The sequence below is a fragment of the Polyangiaceae bacterium genome, from assembly GCA_015075635.1.
Classification (GTDB): Bacteria; Myxococcota_A; Polyangia; order Polyangiales; family Polyangiaceae; genus JADJKB01.
This window is the reverse complement of record JABTUA010000001.1, coordinates 922,767-940,265: the sequence shown is the minus strand read 5'-3', so window position 1 is coordinate 940,265 and position 17,499 is coordinate 922,767. Positions and strand designations below refer to the sequence as shown.

Genomic DNA, 17,499 nt, shown 5'->3' with positions numbered 1-17,499 from the left:
CCGTAGGTTAGCCCACGAGCGCCTTTGCGGCGGTCAGCGCTGCAGCCGGTGACTCGAGCGGCTCCCAGCCCAGCACCGCGCGGGCGTCGGCGACGTAGGCAGGGCGGCGCATGCCCACGAGCACGCTCGTCACCCCGGATTGGCTCGCGACGACGAGGAGCGCCTTCTGGGAGAGCGTGGCCGCACGCCGCGCCGCGGGCAGGTGAGGATCGAGCGCCGCGTGCAGGCGCAGCGAGAAGGCGCGGCTGCGCTCCGCCGCGCGCTGCCCGAGCGCCGCGAGCAACTGCTCGAGCGCCGGCGCGTAGCGCGCGCGAAAGTCTCGCCAGGGCTTCTCCGCATCGCCGCGCATCGCGCGATCGAGCGCCGAGAGCACGTGGTGCGTGCGCGGCAGGACCACCTCGTGCTCGATCTGGCTCCACTCCGCGAAGGTCTGCGCCGCCGCCGGCAGTCGGCCGAGCTGCTCGCCCCAGTTGAAGAGCGCCTCCGGCGGCGGGCTGCCCGGCCCGGTGCGGAGCCTCGGCGCCAGCTGCTTCCTGAACTCTTGCTCCAGCTCCGCGACGCGCGCCAGCGCTGCTTCGATCGGAGGTGCGCCCGCCAAGATGGGGGGGTCGGCCAGGCGCACCAGCTCTTGCCCGGCGATGACGTTCAGCGGGCGATTGACCAGCACGGCGATCTTCTCCCGCGCCGCCAGCTCGAGCACGCCGCGCTCGGCGGGGCCGGTCTCGAACAAGTTCAACGGCAGCTGGAGCACGCGGAAGCCGTGCGCGTCACCCCCGGCGCGCCGGGCCGCGGCGAGGAAGCGCGCGAGCTCCGTGGCATCGCGATCGTCCGGCGAGCTGCCCACGGTGTTGCTCGACACGCCGTAGGCGCGGATCCTCCCGCGCGCTCGCTCGGCTTCGAGGTGCACGAACGCCGCCTCGACGCGCCGGTAGAACTCGTCGCGCAGCTTCCCGAGCGGGCCTTCGCCGCGCTTCACCGCGTCGGTGAGGAAGTACTCCGGGTTGTGGAGCAGACACACGTCCAAGCTCTCGAGACCCAGGCGATCGAGCGAGCGCCCGAGCTGGTCCTCCAGCCACTCGGGGTGGAGGTCGTGCCAGATGCCGGGCCCGACCTTGACCATCTCGGGGAAAGCCCGACCCGCGCTCTCGCGCTCCTTCGCCAGCTCCAGATTCTTGCCCTGCACGTAGCCGAGCTTGGAGACGACCACGATCTGGTCTCGCCACAGCCGGCCGCTCTGCTCCAGCTCGGCGAGCACCTCACCAATCAGGCGTTCGCTCTCCCCGTCGGTGTAGTTGGTCGAGGTGTCGATCAGGTTCACTCCGGCGCCGAGCGCGTCGATCAACGCCGCGCGGTGCTCCGCGCTGTGCGCGCTGACGCGGTAGCCGCCGAAGCCGAGCCTGCTGACCCAGAGCCCGCTCGCGCCGAGCTCGACGTAGGCGTTCTCAGGGTGCTTCTCCGAGAGCGCACGCGTGCCTTCGGCGCTGGCGTGGCCCGGGAGCTTCTTCGCGCCGATGCAGCCTCTGCGCGCCTCCCGGGCGCTCTTGGCGGCGGCGCCGAGGGCCTCGGCGACCTCCTCCGGCTTGGTGATCGGCGCCTGGCAGGCGTAGTCGCGGCACACGTACAGGGCCGGCTTGCCGTCCACCAGGGACTTGCCTCGAGTCAGCGCGGAGTGGTCCGTACCGAGACCGATCGAACGATTGGGCAGGTAGTGACGAGAAACTTCGGCCCAAAGCGGCTGGCGGTCGCTCGCTTCGCCGACCAGACAGAGCTCGAGGGGCGGCTCGGCCAAGAAGTCCACTACGCCGAGGGAGGTCGCGAACGAGCGCGGCGAACGCTCGATGAGCTGGCCGTAGGCGGTGAGCGCGGAGGCGGCGCGCTCGCGCCACTCGGGGCGATCGAGCTGCACCGAGAGCCGCGCGAGCAGCCGCGCGGCCACCGCATTCGGGTTCGGCAGGGCGCCGTCGTGCCCCTCGCGGGTGCGGGTCAGGAGCTGCTCGTGTGCGTGAGCGGTGAAGTAGAAGGCGCCACCCGCCGGATCGCCGAAGTCGGCGAGCAAGCGCTCGCAAAGGCGCGTCGCGTTCGAGAGGTGCGCCGCCGAGCCCCCAGCTTCGTAGAGGTCGAGCAGCGCATCGCCGAGGTAGGCGTAGTCCTCCAGGTAGGCATCCAGGTGAGCCTTGCCACCACGCGCGGTGCGGTAGAGGCCACCGTCGGGCCGCATCAGGCGATCGAGGGCGAAGGCGGCTGCGCGCTCGGCGCTCTCCAGGTAGCGCTGATCGCCCAAGATGCGCGCGCCTTCGGCCATGGCGCCGATCATCAGCCCGTTCCAGGCAGAGAGCACCTTGTCGTCCAGGAGCGGTGGTACGCGCTCGGAGCGCGCGGCGTAGAGCTTCTGCCTCGCGCCGGCCAGGGACGCGGCGAGCTCGGCGTCCGGCTTGGGCGTGTTGAGGATGCTCTTGCCCTCCCAGTTCCCCGCCGGTGTCACGTCGTAGAAGGCGCAGAACCGATCGGCCTCCTCCGCGCTCAGCACGGCTCGGATCTGATCCGGGCTCCAGACGAAGAACTTCCCTTCCTCGCCCTCGCTGTCGGCGTCCGTGGCGGAGTAGTAGCCGCCTTCCGGGCCTTGCATCTCGCGTAGCACGTAGTCGAGCGTCTCTCGGGCCACCCGGGCGTACTCCGGGTCCTGCGTGACCTGGAAGGCCCAGAGGTACACCCGGGCGAGCGCCGCGTTGTCGTAGAGCATCTTTTCGAAGTGAGGAACGAGCCAGCGCTCGTCCGTCGAGTAGCGCGCGAAACCACCCGCGAGCTGATCGTAGATGCCGCCGTTCTTCATGCCGTCCAGCGTCTTCGTCACCATCTCGAGCGCTTGGGCGTCGCCGCTTCGGTGGTGGTGGCAGAGGAGCAGCTCCAGCGCGGAGCAGGGCGGGAACTTCGGCGCCGCGCCGAAGCCGCCCCAGCGCGGATCGAAGGCGGCGCCGAGCTGCTCCACCGCCGCGCCGATCGCGTTCGGGTCGATGGAGCTCGCGCGCGCGAGCTTCGACTGCGCCTCGACTTGCTCGGTGAGCTCCTCGGCCTGCGCGAACAGGCTGTCGCGCTCTTTTTGCCAGAGCTCGGTGATGCGTCCGAGCAGCGTGCCGAAGCCCGGGCGTCCGTACCTGTCCTCGGGCGGGAAGTAGGTGCCGGCGAAGAACGGGCGCTGGTCCGGAGTCAGGAACACCGTCATGGGCCAGCCGCCGCCGCCGCTCATGGACACGGTCGCGGCCATGTAGATCTCGTCCAAGTCCGGGCGCTCCTCACGGTCCACCTTGATGCAGACGAAGTGCTCGTTCATCTGCCGCGCGATGACCTCGTTCTCGAAGCTCTCGCGCTCCATGACGTGGCACCAGTGGCACGCCGCGTAGCCGATGCTGAGCAGGATGGGGCGGTCCTCGCGCCGGGCGCGCTCGAGCGCCTCCGGTCCCCACGGGTACCAGTCCACCGGGTTGTGGGCGTGCTGGAGCAGATACGGGCTGGTCTCGGTGATCAGCCGATTGGGCCTGCGATCGGGCGCGGACATGGGCCAATGCCTAGGGATGCGCCGAGCCCGCGGCAATCGATAGGGTCACCATTTCGCCCAAGGCCCCGAGCCTGTACTCTGAGCGCTGCTTTTCATCGGGAGGAATCGATGCGTAAGGTCACCAGCGCAGTCGCGCTTCTGAGCGTGCTTGGAATCATGTCCTGCTCCGCGGCCGACGAGCCGACGGAGACGTCTTCGCCCAGCGAGCCGACCGGAGAGGCCACGGAGTTTCTGACCGGCCCCTGCACGGCGGGCAACATCGGGCAGCCCTGCGATCCGGACGGCGCCACGGGTCCACTGCTCGAGTGCGGCGGCATCTGCTTCGTGGGCACCAACAGCTTACCGGCGTGCGTGACGCTCGCGGCAGCCGGCATCAAGACCCTCGACGGCGCCGCATGCGGCACGGTCAGCGGCATCGGCAGCGGACCCTGCGCCAACTCGTGCCTGAACGGCGCTTGCATCGCGGTGGCCGCCAAGGCCGGCGCGGCTTGTCGGCCGGCGAACTCTCTCAACACGAACACGTGCAGCGGGCAGTGCAACGGCACGGGGACGTGCATCTCGGCGGTCAGCCCATGCAGCTATGGCCGCAACGGCTGCGTAGTCAACACTTGCATCATCAATGCCACGGCTGGCAGCTGCCAGGCGCTGAACCTGCTGAAGGACACGAGCTGCAACGACGGCAACGCCTGCTCGCTCACGGACACCTGCGACGGCGCGGGCAAGTGCGCGCCGGCGACGATGAAGAACTGCGACGACGGCAACGTCTGCACCACCGACACCTGTAACCCCAACAACGGGGTGTGCCTGGGGCAGCCGAACACCAACCCCTGCGACGACAAGAACGCCTGCACCACCGGTGACACCTGCGCGAACGGTTCGTGCCAGCCGGGCACCACGCCCACGAACTGCGACGACAACAACGCCTGCACCACCGACAGCTGCAACCCCGCCACCGGCTGCGCTCACGTCGCGAAGAACTGCAACGACAACAACGCCTGCACCACCGACAGCTGCAACACCACGAGCGGCGCCTGCGTGAACACGACGGTCAACTGCGACGACAACGATCCCTGCACGACCGATGCCTGCAACACCACCAGCGGGTGCACGCACACGCCGATCGCCGGCTGCGCAGACGCGGGCAGCGGAGGAACCGGCGGTACCGGTGGCACGACCGGCGGTACCGGTGGCACGACTGGCGGTACCGGCGGCACGACCGGCGGGACAGGCGGCACGACCGGCGGGACCGGCGGTGCGACCGGCGGTACCGGCGGTGCGACCGGCGGTACCGGCGGCACGACCGGCGGGACAGGCGGCACGACCGGCGGGACAGGCGGTGCGACCGGTGGCGCGGCGGGCAGCGCGACCGGCGGAACAGCGGGCAGCACGGGCGGCGCGGCGGGCAGCGCGACCGGCGGCGCGGCGGGCAGCGCGACCGGCGGCGCGGCGGGCAGCGCGACCGGCGGCGCGGCGGGCAGCGCGACCGGCGGCAGCTCCACCGGCGGCAGCGCGAGCGGCGGCAAGGACGGCGGCGTGGGCGGCGGCAAGGACGGCGGCACCGGCCTCGACGTCGGCGAGGACGACGGCGGCTGCGGCTGCCGCGTTCCGGCCCGGAGCGCTCCGTCGTCGAGCTGGCTCGTGCTGACGGCGCTCGGGGCGTTGTTCGCGCGTCGCCGCCGGCGCTGAAGTGAGGCGGGGCAACCGCGGCTAGGGCGCGTGCTTCAACAGGAGCACGTGCTCTCGCCGCGGCTCGCCGCGAAAGGCCGCCTGGCTCGGCAGGTGGAAGTGCGGTCGCTTCTGCGACGCCCGCGCCACTACCAGCAGCCCGACGTTCTCCGCCAGCGCGGCGGTGACCTGATCGGCGCGGAAGGCCCGCCCGCTGAGCGCGCTGTCCGCGATGATCAAGGCGGCGGCGCCCTTCGGCGAGAGCACCCGCGCCATCTCCCCGAGGCAGGCGCCGAAGTCGCGCCGCCAGGTGGCGAGCGCAGCGTCGAAGGTCCTGCCCTTGGCGCCGCGCCGCGAGCCGATCTCGAAGCGCTCGAAGCGCTCCTCCTCCAGCCCCAGCCAGCGCAGACGCACGGCGTGGTGCGAGTAGTAGTCGTACACGCCGGGATAAGGCGGCGAAGCGACCACCAGCGCGACGCTGCCGGCGCGAACGCGCTCGAGGTGGCGTGCGTCGCCGGGGCCGACCTTGACCTCGATCCGCGGATCCGCGACCAGCGCCTGATAGGCTTGCAGGCGGCGCACCAGCTCCTCGGTCTTCTTCACGAAGAACGCGATCGCGAAGCCGCCAGGCAGCCGCCGCGCCGACGTCCGACTGGTGGTGTCGCCCGGCTTCTTGCTGACCTTGGTCAGCATGGACGAGAGCACCAAGAGCAGCGCGCGCTTCATTTCTCCGCGCGGGAGGGAGTCGATGCCGCTCGTGAGGCTGTCCAGCTCGAGCAGAACGTGTATGTCGAAGAGCTCGCGGTCCTCCGGTCCGTAGCGACGAGTCGGCGCCGCCTTGGCCAGCCGGCGAGCGTCGGCTTTCTCCGCGATCTGCTGCGCCGTCTCCACCAGACTGGCCGTCTCCCGCGTCCCCAGCCCCAACGTCTTCAGCTTCGCCAGCTCGACAGCGAGCGGGTTGGCGTCGATGCCGAGCGCGCGTCGCCCGAGCCGGTGCGCCTCGACCAGCACCGTGCCGCTGCCGCAGAACGGATCGAGCACGGTGTCTCCCGGCTTCGAAAGACCTTCGACCAGACGCGCGGCCGTCTCGGGGTGCAGCCGCGCGGGGTAGCTGTGGAAGCCGTGGACGTGGCGCATCGTGCTCTGTTCGTCCGCGCGCACGCTGAGGGCTCGCTTCAGCACCTCGGCCCGAGCGAGATCCGGGCCCGCCGTCTCGATGGCACCGCCCACGTGCGAAAGCGAGCGGCGCTCGCGCCGCTCCGGTGGCGGCAGCTTCTCCGCCTCCACCTCGGCCTTCTTCGCTTTCGCCTTCGCCACCTTCATTCCGGGAGCCGCCTCAGCGAGCCCCACGGAAACGGCTTCCAGAACGGTGTGTCAACGTCTTTCGACGGATCGACGTGGAACCAGGGACCACCGTCGGGAGCGCGCAGCACCTGCATGTTCTGCGCGGGCATGAAGCTCTGACCGAGCAGCGCCACTCGCTCCTTGCCCCTGGCGACGTCGAGCACCAAGACGACGTGGCCCGGGTTGCCGGGCAGGATGAAGAAATCGCCGGCGCGCAGATCGACCGGCAACACCTGCCTGGCCTGCTTCTCCAGGCTCACGGTGTTGGCCCAGGCGAACACCGCGTCCAGGTATTTGCGGAAGCTCGCGTGGTCGTCCACGGCCTTGCTCCCAGGCACCCACTGGATGCTCGCGCCCTTGGGCACGATGCGCTCGCCGCTCGCCCAGCGCGACCATGGCAGCTCCATGCCAGCGGCGGCGCGATAGCTCATGTCGCGCGCACCCTGCGACCAGCGCCACTCCGCGTGCAGGCGGATCACGGTGTCGGCGCACTGCTGCAGATCCGCGCGGCTGACGTCGAGGGCGACGACGGCGGCGATGCGCTTGTCGGTCGCGGGGTGCAGCACGCGCCCGTCGAAGGCTCGCACCGGCGTCCCGGCCTCGGCCAACGGCAGGTCGCCCAGCCACTCGCCGAAGCTCTTCGGCACCGGGACGACCCGCCGGAAGCCGGGCGGCGGCGGGAAGCGCGTGCGCAGCGTCTCGACCGCCTTCGGTTCCAGGTTCGGGTCCGCGAGCCACGGGTAGCGTTCGGCGCTCGGCGGCCCCGGGAGCGCTTCGGGCGCGGGCGGGGGCGCCGCGGGCGGCACGGCGCTCGGCGCTGCGCTCGCCGGCGCGCTCGGCGGCGCCACCGGCTCGGCCCGCGGCGGCGCCGGCGGCGCCGGATCCCGGCACGCACACAGCCCGAGCGCCAAGAGCAGGAACGGTCGCACGCTTCTCACCCGAGCCCGCGCAAGTCGGTGGCTTCCTTCACCCGGGTCACGGCCAGCGCGAACGCCGCGGTGCGCATGGAGCAGCCGTGCTCCTTCATGGTGCTCTGGATGCACCTCCAGGCCTCGACCATGTGGCTCTCGAGCTCGCGGTTCACCTGCTCCTCGGGCCAGCGGAACTTCTGCGTGTTCTGCGTCCACTCGAAGTAGGACACGGTCACGCCGCCGGCGTTGGCCCAGATGTCCGGCAGGCAGACCACGCCGCGCCGGTTGAAGATCTCGTCCGCCTCCATGGTGGTCGGGCCGTTGGCGGCCTCCACCACCCACTTCGCCTTCACCTTCTCGGCGTTGTCCCGCGTCAGGACGTGACCGAGCGCCGCCGGTACGAGCACGTCGCAGTCCGTCGTCAGCAGATCCTCGTTCGAGATCGGGGTGCTGCCCGGGAAGCCGACCACGCTGCCGGTCGCCGCCGCGTGCTCGACCACGCGCGGAATGTCGAGCCCGTCGGGGTTCGTGATGCCGCCCTTCACGTCGCTCACCGCGAGCACGCGCCCGCCCTCCGCATGGACCAGCTTGGCGAACCAGCTGCCCACGTTTCCGAAGCCCTGCACGGCGAAGCGCGTGCCCTGGAGCTTCCGACCCTCCGAGGCCAGGACCTCGCGGATCGCGAACAGGCAGCCGCGACCGGTGGCGGCGTCGCGGCCGAGGGAACCGTGGAGCCCCACCGGCTTGCCGGTGACGACGCCGGGCGAGAACCCGTAGCGCTTGCTGTACTGATCGAACATCCACGCCATGACCGAGGCGTTGGTGTTCATGTCCGGCGCGGGGATGTCCGCGTCCGGGCCGATCAGCTCGGCGATCTGGTCGATGAAGCGCCGGCTCAGGCGCTCGAGCTCACGCCGCGAGAGCTTGCTCGGGTCGACCTGGATGCCGCCCTTGGCCCCGCCGAACGGCACGTTCACCACCGCGGTCTTCCAGGTCATCAGGCTCGCGAGCGAGCGCACCTCGTCGAGGTCCACGTCCGGGTGATAGCGGAGCCCGCCTTTGTACGGCCCGCGGGAGTTGTCGTGCTGGATGCGGTAGCCGATGAAGTTGCCGATGTTGCCGTCGTCGAGCTCGATCGCGACCTCCACCCGGAGCTCTCGGCTCGGCGTGAGCAGCAAAGTCTTGTAACGCGGGGAGAGCTTGAGCAGGTCGAACGCTCGAGTCAGGTAGTGATTGGTGGTCTCGGTCGCGTTCATGCTCATGGGCGCCTCCCTCGGAGACGGGGAGAGTATCGCGATGGGCGCGCGGGCGGAAAGGGGTACGCTCCTCGACGTGAGAACGTGGCTCCTCGCCGTCGTCGTGGCCGCCGCGGGTTGCCAGAAGCCGTGCGATCCGATCGCAGAGAGCCCGACCGCCAGACGTCTGGGCGTGGTGCTCGACGGCGGACGCGTTTGCAAGGAGGACAACCTGGTCGTGACGGTCGAGTACCCCGACCGAAAGCGGGAGGAGCTGGCCGGGGCCTACGCGAGCGCGCTGGAAAAGGCGGGCTGGAAGGCCGAGCAAGTCTCCCCGGCGACGGTGCTCGCGACCCGCGACGCCGACACGGTGTTCGTCGTCACCGGCAAGGACGAGAAGACCCGGCGGGTGCCCTTCGCAGTGGTGCGCCACTGCTCCGACCCCAGGTGCCGCATCATGCTGGAGGAGCTGGCGGCGGAGCTCAAACAGTCCAAACAGTAGGGCACCGCTCCGGCGGCGAGGTACCCGCGCGTGCTCTTCGCCGAGGTGCGCCCCCGCTCCCCCCGCGTGCCCCATGGGCGCGGGCCGCGCGAGGAGGCCTCGCGACGCCCAGCCGCACGCCCAACCGCACGCCCAACCGCACGCCCAACCGCACACCCAACCGCACGCCCAACCGCACGCCCAACCGCACACTTCGGCCGCGGCGCGCACCCCATTCCCCGCTCCCGCACGCCCAACCGCACGCCCAACCGCACACTTCGGCCGCGCCGCGCACCCCATTCCCCGCTCGACCGCCCAACCGCACGCCCAACCGCACGCCCAACCGCACGCCCAACCGCACGCCCGCCGCATCCGCGCCCCGTGCGGTGAGCCGCGACATGGCGCGTGAGCGCGCTCGCCCCGACCAGCCTCAGCTCGCGCGGTGCGCCTTCACGACCGCCATCACTTCCTCCTCGGTCAGGATGTGATCGCTCTCCTTGGCCTTGCCCAGGATGGCCTTGACCAGCGTCTCGCTGGGCTCGATGTTGCGCGTGCGCAGCCAGTACGTGACGTTGCTGGCTCCCGACATGTAGCCGATGACGATCTCCTGCTTGCGGCCGAACATGCCGGCGGGCACACCGCTGTAGATGCGATCGGCCAGCCAGGCGTCGCCCTTGGCCTGCGCCTTGATGATGGCGGCCGCGTGCACGCCGGTGGCGGTGCGGAAGGCGTCCTGCCCGACCAGCGGGTAGTTGATCGGGATGTGCCAGCCGACGGCGCGCGCGGCCGTCTCGCAGTACTCGACCAGGTGCGTCAGGTCCTGGTTCTCCAGCATACCGAGCAGCTTGAGGTTGAGCAGGATGAGCTCCATCTGCGCGTTGCCCACCCGCTCGCCGATGCCCAGGGCGCAGGCGTGGACGCGGCTCGCGCCCCACTCCAGCGCGTAGATGGCGTTGACCAGGCCCAGGCCACGATCGTTGTGACCGTGCCAGTCGATGCCGACGTCGGCGCCCATGCCGGCGATCAGGCTCTGCGTGAACTGGATCAAGTTGCGCACGCCGTCCGGCGTGGCGTGGCCCACGGTGTCGCACAGGCAAAGCCGCGACGCGCCGTGATCGACCGCGAGTTTGAACAGCTCGGACAGCACCTGGGGGCGGCTGCGCGTGGTGTCCTCCGTCACGTAGCAGACCGAGAGTCCTCCCTTCACGCCGACGTCGATGGCCTCGGCGCTGCGCTTCTTGATCAGCTCGAGGTCCCACTCCTCTGCCAGCGCGCGGATCGGGCTCGAGCCCACGAACGCGTACACCTCGACCGGGATGCCGGCGCGCTGCGAGAGCTCGACCATCGGCGAGATGTCGCCGGGAACGGTGCGACCCGCGCAGGCCACGCGGATCTTCAGCTTGTGCTTGACGATCTCCTGGCACATGCGCAGGCAGTCGTCGAAGGCGCGCTTGCTCGAGCCGGGCAGGCCGATGTCCGCCTGGTGGATGCCGAGCTTGTCCATCAGGTGCAAGAGCTGAAGCTTGTCCTCGATGTTCGGATCCTTCACGCTCGGGTTCTGCAGCCCGTCGCGCAGCGTCTCGTCGAAGAACTCGACGCCACGGGGGATGACCCGACCCTTGCGGGCGATCTCGTTCCAGTCGTAGACCAGATCGTCGTTGCGAGGCGGCTGGCTCGGCATGCCGGGAATATGGCCCAGCGATCCGGCAGCTCGCAACCCCGACTCGACCGGGAACATGGCGCGCTGCGTTGCGGCGTTGTACTCCTTCCCCGATGCCTTCCGACGCCACGCGCCGACTGATCCGTCAGCGTCTGACCGACGAAGTGGGTCGCATCGAGAAAGACGCCCCCCGCCGCGTCGCGCTGGTGTACCCGTCTCCGTACTCGGTGGGCATGAGCTCGCTCGGGTACCAGCGCATCTATCGCGCAATCCAGGCGCTGCCGGGCCTCGGCTGCGAGCGGGTGTTCTTGGACGACGGCGGGGAGGACGCCGGCGCCCGTGTCGAGAGCCCCGTCAGCTACGAAGGCACGCGGAGCCTGGGCGAGTTCCCGGTGCTGGCCTTCAGCGTGGCCTACGAGCTGCAGCTCGCCGGCCTCGTCCGCATGCTGGACGCGGCGGGCATCGCGCCCGAGCGCGCGTTGCGCGACGAACGCGCGCCGTTCGTGCTGATGGGCGGGCCGCTGACCTTCAGCAACCCGCTCACCCTGGCGGGCTACGCCGACGCGGTGATCCTGGGCGAGGCCGAGGAGATCGTCGCCTTCGCCCTCGAGACCATCCTCGGAGCCGAGAGCAAGTCGAGCGCCCTGACGAAGCTGGCGGCGCACCCCCACGTATTCGTGCCGGCGCACCACGGCGCCCGATTGCCGCCCATCGCGGCCTGCGACGACGCGCTCTTGCCCGCGGTGAGCTGCATCCGCACGCCGCACGCCGAGCTGTCCGACATGCTCTTGCTCGAGACGGAGCGCGGCTGCTCGCGCGGCTGCACGTATTGCGTGATGCGGCGCACCACCAACGGCGGCATGCGCATCGTGCCCATGGAGGTGGTGCTCGAGGCCATCCCGCGGCAAGAGCGCAAGGTCGGGCTGGTGGGCGCGGCGGTCAGCGACCACCCGCGCATCACCGAGATCGTGCGCAGCCTGGCCGAGCGCGGCACCCAGGTCGGCCTCTCCAGCCTGCGCCCGGACCGCCTCAAGGACGATTTCGTGGCGGCGCTCGCGGCGGCCGGCCACAGGACGTTGACCACCGCCCTCGACGGTCCCAGCCAGCGCATGCGCGACGTGATCGAGCGGCGTGGTCAGGAGCAACACTACCTGGGCGCCGCGCGGGCCGCCCGCGCTCACGGCATCGAGCGCTTGAAGCTCTACCTGATGATCGGCCTGCCCGGCGAGACCGACGCCGACATCGACGAGTGCGCGCGCTTCGTCGGCGAGCTCTCGAAAATCGTGCCGGTGGCCCTGGGCATCTCGCCCTTCTGCAGCAAGAAGAACACCCCGCTGGACGGCATGCCGTACGCCGGCGTGGATCTGGTCGGACGGCGGCTCGAGCGCCTGCGCCGCGGGCTCCGGGGGCGCGCGGACGTGCGCGCCGTGAGCGCCAAGTGGGCCTGGGTCGAGCACGTGCTCTCTCAGGGCGGCGAGGCGGAGGGGCTCGCGATGGCCGGCGCCGTGCGCGCCGGCGGCAGCTTCGCCAGCATGAAGCGCGCCTTCGCCGCGCTCGGCCACCGGCCCGACGGGCACGGCTACGCCGAGGCGCGCCCGCCGCTGAAACCCGACCGGGAGCGTAAGCGACGGCTCGCGCTCTCGACGGGGTAGGTCTGGGCCTCACTTCGTGTGAGCAGCCCCTCACTCCGCGCTCTTCGCGAACGACAACGAGACGAGCCCGGCGCCAAGGGTGTCGTGCGCGCTCGGCTCCAGGAACTCGTCCGGCCCGTGCGCCTCCTCGACGCCGAAGCGGCGGCGCACCTCGAGATCGTAGATGTGCGTCGGCCGCACGTTGCCGAGCGCCGCGAACACGTTGGCGCGGACCTTGGGGTTCTCGGCGTCGAGGCGCGTGAGCAGCTCTTTGACGCGCTTGCGCTGAAGGTTGTCCTGCGATCCGCACAGGTTGCACGGCACGATGGGGAACTCGCGCTCGGCGGCGAAGGCCGCGAGATCCGCCTCCGAGCAGTAGACCAGCGGGCGGATCACCACGTTGCGTCCGTCGTCCGAGCGCAGCCGCGGCGGCATCGCCTTCAGCTGTCCCGAGTAGAACAGGTTCAGGACCAAGGTCTCGATCACGTCGTCGCGGTGGTGCCCGAGGGCGATCTTGGTGGCGCCGAGCTCCTCCGCCACGTTGTACAGGATGCCGCGCCGGAGACGGGAGCAGAGCGAGCAGTACGTCTTCCCCTCGGGCACCTTGTCCTTGACGATGCTGTAGGTGTCCTCGACGACGATGCGGTGCTCGTAGCCTTCCTTCGCGAAGTATTCGGGCAACACCTGCGACGGAAAGCCCGGCTGGCCCTGATCCAGGTTCACCGCCACCAGCGAGAACGGGAACGGCGCTCGGCGCTGCACCTCGCGCAAGAGGTAGAGCAAGGCGTGCGAGTCCTTGCCGCCGCTGACCGCGACCAAGACCCGGTCGTTCGGCTCGAGCAGCCCGAAGTCCGAGCTGGCCCTCGCGACCAGGCCGAGCAGGCGCTTTTCCAGGCGGGTCATCGGCGCGGAAGCTAGCATGCCGGGCGGATGAAGCCCTTCACCCGCGGCGCCTTCGCGGAGCTACCCGAGACACCCCGCGTCGCCCACGCCTACGCGAAGTCCCAGCCCCGCACGCTGGAGCTCGACTCGCGCGCCTTCGGGCGCCACGCGGTTCACCTGCGAGAGCTGGGCGAAGGGCCGCCGCTCTTGCTGATCCACGGCCTGATGACCTCGAGCTACTCCTGGCGCTACGTGCTCGAGCCGCTCTCGCGCTCTTTTCGAGTCATCGCCCCGGATCTACCCGGCGCCGGCCGGAGCGCCAAACCCGACGTCCCTTACACGGCGGCCGCGATGGCGCGCTGGATCATCGAGCTCACCGACGCCCTTGGCATCCGCGGCTGCCGCACCATCGGCAACTCGCTCGGAGGTTACCTGTGCATGCGCGCCGTGCTGGAGGACCCACAGGTCTTCACGCGCCTGGTGAACATCCACTCGCCGGGCACACCAGACGCGCGGCTCTGGGCGCTCCACGCAGCGCTCGCCGTACCGGGCGTGCGGGCCGCGCTCGCGCGCTTCGTTCGCAGAGACCCGCAGCGCTGGGTCCACCGGAACGTCCACTACTTCGACGAGAGCCTGAAGTCCTTGGAAGAGGCCCGAGAGTATGGCGCCGTCGTCGCGAGCCCCGAGGGCTCCCGCGCCTTCGTGCGCTACCTGGGCGAAACGCTGGACCCGCGCGCCATGCGCGACTTCGTGCGCGCGGTCGGGCGAGGACCTTTCCCGATCCCGCTCCAGCTGGTCTACGCGCGGCAGGACCCGATGGTGCCACCGCGCGTTGGGGACGAGCTCGCCGCGCTCCTGCCGGGGGCCGAGCTCCACTGGCTCGAGGACACCTCGCACTTCGCCCAAGTCGACAGCCCGGAGCGCTTGCTCGCGGTGGTCGAGCCGTTCCTCAGTTCGCCGCGAACGTGACCGCGAAGGCCGGCACCTGCGCCGTCGCACCGCCGAGCTTCCTCTCCTTGCGCTGGGCGTGCAAGGCGTCCATCACGGCGACCAGCTCGCCGAACTCGGTGTCGTTCAGCGTGTGCAGCACGGCCTGGTCGGTCTTGTCGTCGGTGGCGGCCTTGTGCACGCCTTGCGTGCGCCACTCCTCGGCCAGGCGCTTCTCCAGCTCCGGGAAGCGCACGTCGCCGGCCTCCGTCTTCACGGGCTTGCGCTCGACTTCGGCCGTCGCCACGACCGTGTCCCCTTGCTTCCAGGCGAGGGAGAACTTCTTCTCTTTCATGTCCACGTGCAGGCGCTTGGGCTTCTCGTCCTTGCAGGGCCCGTCCTCGCACTGCTTGCCAGGCACGTTCGCCGAGGCCTCGACCCGGGCCATCTGAGACCAGACGGCGGTGATCAGCAGGAACGACACCAGACAGAGCAGGAAGTCGATGAACGGAACCAGTGGCAGCTCGCGGTTGGTCTCGCGGCGGGATGATGCGTGGGAACCCGTGTCGATCTGAGCCATTTCTCGCCTCCGAGGAGGTCGGACAAACGGCGCTCGCCGTTCCTTGGCTGCTCAGCAGTTCTGCGCCAGCCGCTCACCCACGATGGCGTGGAGTTGCTCGAACTCGAAGGGCTTCTCCAGGCGCGGGTTGCCCACGCGGCGCAGGAAATCCCGGGCCCGAGCGGTGAACGCGCCGCCGGTCATGAACACCAGGCGCTCCTCCAGGCCCGGGCGGGTCTGGGCCAAGGCCTCGTGCAGATCCATGCCCGACATGTCCGGCATGAGCAGGTCGCACAGCACCACGTCGAAGCCCGGATCCGCCCCCAGGACTGCCAGCGCTTGCTCTGCGCTGGTCGAGACCTGGACCTCGTAGCGCTCGGCCAGCACGCGGCGCAGGGTCTCGGCCACCACCGCGTCGTCGTCCACCACAAGCACCCGCGCCCGCCGGCCAGCCGGGACCGGGACGCTCGAGGAGCGAGCGAGCTCCGCGGCCGGCCGGGTTCCGGGCGGGAGCACGACGCGGAAGGTGGTGCCCTTGCCGAGCTCACTGTCCACCGAGATCTGCCCGCCGAAGGAACGCACGATGGCGTGCGAGATCGGCAGCCCCAGCCCGGTCCCGGACGGCTTGGTGGTGAAGAACGGATCGAAGATCCGATTCAGGTGCTCGGGCGCGATGCCCTTGCCGCTGTCCTTCACCTCGACCAGTGCCGAGCCGTCCTCGCCCGTCGAGAGCCTGACGACGATCACGCTGTGATCGGCGCGAGGGGTCGGGAAGGCCTGGGCAGCGTTGGCGAGGATGTTGATGAAGAGCTGCTCCAGGCTGTTCGGATCGGCGTCCACGGAGGGCACGCCCTCGTCCTCGACGCGGAGCTCGGCACGGTCGGAGACTTCACGTTCGACGGTGCGCAGCGCGCGGCGCAGGACCTCGCCGAGGTCCACGCCGTGGCGACGCGTCCGACGCCGCGACGAGAGCGAGCCCAGCTCCTTCAGGATCTGTCCGACCCGCTCGGCGCCGTGCCGCGACTCGGCCAGGCGCTCCGCCAGGTGCGCCATGCGAGCAGGATCCGCGCACGCCTCCGGCAGCTCACGGAGCAGGTACTCAAGGTTGAGGAGCAGGTAGGCCAGCGGGTTGTTGATCTCGTGGGCCACGCCCGCCGACATGGTCCCGACGCTCGCGCTGCGGTCGGCGACGATCAGCCGGGACTGGTCGTGGCGGCGCTGGGAGAGATCGCGGGCGACCACCACGCAGGCGGGCTGGCCGTCCCACTCCGCGCCGAGCCCCAGGCACTCCACGTCGAACAGACCGCCGCCGGCGCGGCGGACGCGGATGCGCAACACGCCGCGGCTGCCCGGCTCCGCGAGCAACGCGCTGATCGCCTGGGTCGCCTTCTCGACGTCGTGGGTGTGGATCACCTCGGTGACGCGCAGCTTCGCCAGCGCTGCCACGTCCGGCGAGCCGATCCAGCGCAAGAGCACCGGGTTCGCGTAGAGCAGCCCGCTCTGCCCGATCACGGCCACCCCGTCCGGTGCCGCGTCGAGCAGGCGCTGAAAGTCGGCGCGCGCGCGTTCCAGCGCGCCCGCCCGCTCCTCGCGGAACACGTAGACGTCGAAGTGCGAGCCAGGGTCGGCTTCCTTCGCGACGCTCGCTCGGAGCTCTCCACCGTCCTTCTTTCGGAGCAGAGCGTCTCGGACCCGCGAGTGGTCGCCGCCCAAAGCGGCGAGCAGCTCCGGCGACAGGTAGTGGCCGGGGCTCAGACGCTCGAGCTCAGCGGGCTCGTAGCCGAGCAGGCGCGCAGCGCCGGGGCTCACGAGGGCGTGGCTCTGGACGCTCCCGCGCGGCGTGGCCACCACGCCCACCTGGGCCTGATCGGCCGCGGCGAGCAGTGCGGGGCCGAGCCCTCTGGGGAGTCCGCCCGCAGCTCTTCGCACCACGCCCGAGATTCTAGCCCTTTTGCGCTTCGGGCGGCGTTGATCTAAGTAGGCGAGGGTGAAGCCGGCCCAGCTCGCCCAGCTCGTCGTGGTCGCCATCGCCGCGTTCGGCGTGTATTCGTTCGCGCGCACCGCGCGGGACGGAGAGGCGCGCAGAGTCTGCACCTCGCTGTGCGCGCTCGGACCGACCTATGCGGGACGGAACCGCATGGCTCCGGACTTCGAGCTGCCGTCGCTGAGCGGCGAGAAGGTCCGCTTCTCGAGCTACCGCGGCAAGGTGGTGATCCTGAACTTCTGGACCAAGACCTGCCGCCCTTGCCTGGAAGAGATGCCCTCCCTCGCGGAGCTCGGGCAGGTGGTCAAGACCCACGACAACATCGTGCTCGTCACCATTTCGACGGACGACGGCGTGGACGACGTGCGCGGCACGCTGCAGAGCGTTCTCGGTACCGACAAGCCTCCGTTCGAGGTGCTCATCGACGAGGACGCGAAGATCGTCGGGGACAAGTTCGGGACCAAGCTCTACCCTGAGACCTGGTTCATCGATCCCAAAGGCGTGATCCGCGCGCGTGTGGACGGCGCGCGCACCTGGGACGGCTCGATCCCGGTGGGCTTCGCCGAGAGCTTGAAGGATCCCTACGCCTGCAGCATCGCGTTCCAGCGCGGCCGCGCCGTGGGCGAGAACGCCGGGCTGTGCAGCGAAGTCGCCTCGGTAGAGTGAG

General features: G+C 70.5%; 13 protein-coding genes and 1 pseudogene. 6 read left to right on the top strand and 8 right to left on the bottom strand.

Annotated elements, in window-relative coordinates:
• Nucleotides 1-7: 7 nt before the first annotated feature.
• Nucleotides 8-3,553, bottom strand: a complete 3,546-nt coding sequence (locus HS104_04335; protein ID MBE7479207.1) for a DUF255 domain-containing protein — start codon at nucleotides 3,551-3,553, stop codon at nucleotides 8-10.
• Between the two features lie 1,134 nt (nucleotides 3,554-4,687).
• Between HS104_04335 and HS104_04330 the strand changes: the two are divergent.
• Nucleotides 4,688-4,963: pseudogene (locus tag HS104_04330) on the top strand (hypothetical protein).
• Nucleotides 4,964-5,260: 297 nt separating this feature from the next.
• Here the strand turns inward: HS104_04330 and HS104_04325 are convergent.
• From HS104_04325 to HS104_04315, 3 genes are read right to left on the bottom strand one after another with little or no spacing between them, the layout of a single operon-like run.
• Nucleotides 5,261-6,535 carry a hypothetical protein gene (locus HS104_04325; protein ID MBE7479206.1) on the bottom strand — a complete coding sequence of 425 codons (1,275 nt, stop codon included), beginning with the start codon at nucleotides 6,533-6,535 and terminating at the stop codon, nucleotides 5,261-5,263.
• Between the two features lie 2 nt (nucleotides 6,536-6,537).
• The gene (locus HS104_04320; GenBank protein MBE7479205.1) at nucleotides 6,538-7,491 is read right to left on the bottom strand and encodes a hypothetical protein; all 954 of its coding nucleotides are present in this window, start codon (nucleotides 7,489-7,491) and stop codon (nucleotides 6,538-6,540) included.
• A 5-nt stretch (nucleotides 7,492-7,496) separates the two neighbouring features.
• Complete coding sequence (locus tag HS104_04315; GenBank protein MBE7479204.1) at nucleotides 7,497-8,729, bottom strand: glutamate dehydrogenase; 1,233 nt, start codon at nucleotides 8,727-8,729, stop codon at nucleotides 7,497-7,499.
• A gap of 76 nt (nucleotides 8,730-8,805) precedes the next feature.
• Here HS104_04315 and HS104_04310 point away from each other — a divergent pair, with 76 nt between their 5' ends.
• On the top strand, nucleotides 8,806-9,210 hold the full coding sequence (locus HS104_04310) for a hypothetical protein (protein ID MBE7479203.1): 405 nt from the start codon (nucleotides 8,806-8,808) through the stop codon (nucleotides 9,208-9,210).
• A 30-nt stretch (nucleotides 9,211-9,240) separates the two neighbouring features.
• Complete coding sequence (locus HS104_04305) at nucleotides 9,241-9,579, top strand: PT domain-containing protein (protein ID MBE7479202.1); 339 nt, start codon at nucleotides 9,241-9,243, stop codon at nucleotides 9,577-9,579.
• A 40-nt stretch (nucleotides 9,580-9,619) separates the two neighbouring features.
• On the opposite strand, the gene HS104_04300 is transcribed toward HS104_04305, so the two are convergent.
• Nucleotides 9,620-10,870, bottom strand: coding sequence for a 2-isopropylmalate synthase (locus HS104_04300; GenBank protein MBE7479201.1), 1,251 nt, complete (start codon nucleotides 10,868-10,870; stop codon nucleotides 9,620-9,622).
• 92 nt (nucleotides 10,871-10,962) lie between these two features.
• Between HS104_04300 and HS104_04295 the strand changes: the two genes are divergently transcribed.
• Nucleotides 10,963-12,501 (top strand): radical SAM protein, encoded by a 1,539-nt coding sequence (locus HS104_04295; GenBank protein ID MBE7479200.1) that lies wholly within the window; start codon nucleotides 10,963-10,965, stop codon nucleotides 12,499-12,501.
• 30 nt (nucleotides 12,502-12,531) lie between these two features.
• On the opposite strand, the gene ttcA is transcribed toward HS104_04295, so the two are convergent.
• A complete protein-coding gene (gene ttcA, locus HS104_04290) occupies nucleotides 12,532-13,401 on the bottom strand; it encodes a tRNA 2-thiocytidine(32) synthetase TtcA (protein ID MBE7479199.1) in 870 nt (289 codons plus the stop codon).
• Between the two features lie 9 nt (nucleotides 13,402-13,410).
• Between ttcA and HS104_04285 the strand changes: the two genes are divergently transcribed.
• Nucleotides 13,411-14,331 carry an alpha/beta hydrolase gene (locus HS104_04285; GenBank protein MBE7479198.1) on the top strand — a complete coding sequence of 307 codons (921 nt, stop codon included), beginning with the start codon at nucleotides 13,411-13,413 and terminating at the stop codon, nucleotides 14,329-14,331.
• On the opposite strand, the gene HS104_04280 is transcribed toward HS104_04285, so the two are convergent.
• Together HS104_04280 and HS104_04275 are read right to left on the bottom strand one after the other, a co-directional pair.
• Nucleotides 14,312-14,869, bottom strand: a complete 558-nt coding sequence (locus HS104_04280) for a biopolymer transporter ExbD (protein MBE7479197.1) — start codon at nucleotides 14,867-14,869, stop codon at nucleotides 14,312-14,314. The two genes, HS104_04285 and HS104_04280, sit on opposite strands and share 20 nt — an antisense overlap.
• Nucleotides 14,870-14,920: 51 nt before the next feature.
• On the bottom strand, nucleotides 14,921-16,780 hold the full coding sequence (locus tag HS104_04275; GenBank protein MBE7479196.1) for a response regulator: 1,860 nt from the start codon (nucleotides 16,778-16,780) through the stop codon (nucleotides 14,921-14,923).
• Between the two features lie 55 nt (nucleotides 16,781-16,835).
• Here HS104_04275 and HS104_04270 point away from each other — a divergent pair, with 55 nt between their 5' ends.
• Nucleotides 16,836-17,498, top strand: coding sequence for a TlpA family protein disulfide reductase (locus HS104_04270; protein MBE7479195.1), 663 nt, complete (start codon nucleotides 16,836-16,838; stop codon nucleotides 17,496-17,498).
• The last annotated feature ends 1 nt before the right edge of the window (nucleotide 17,499 follow it).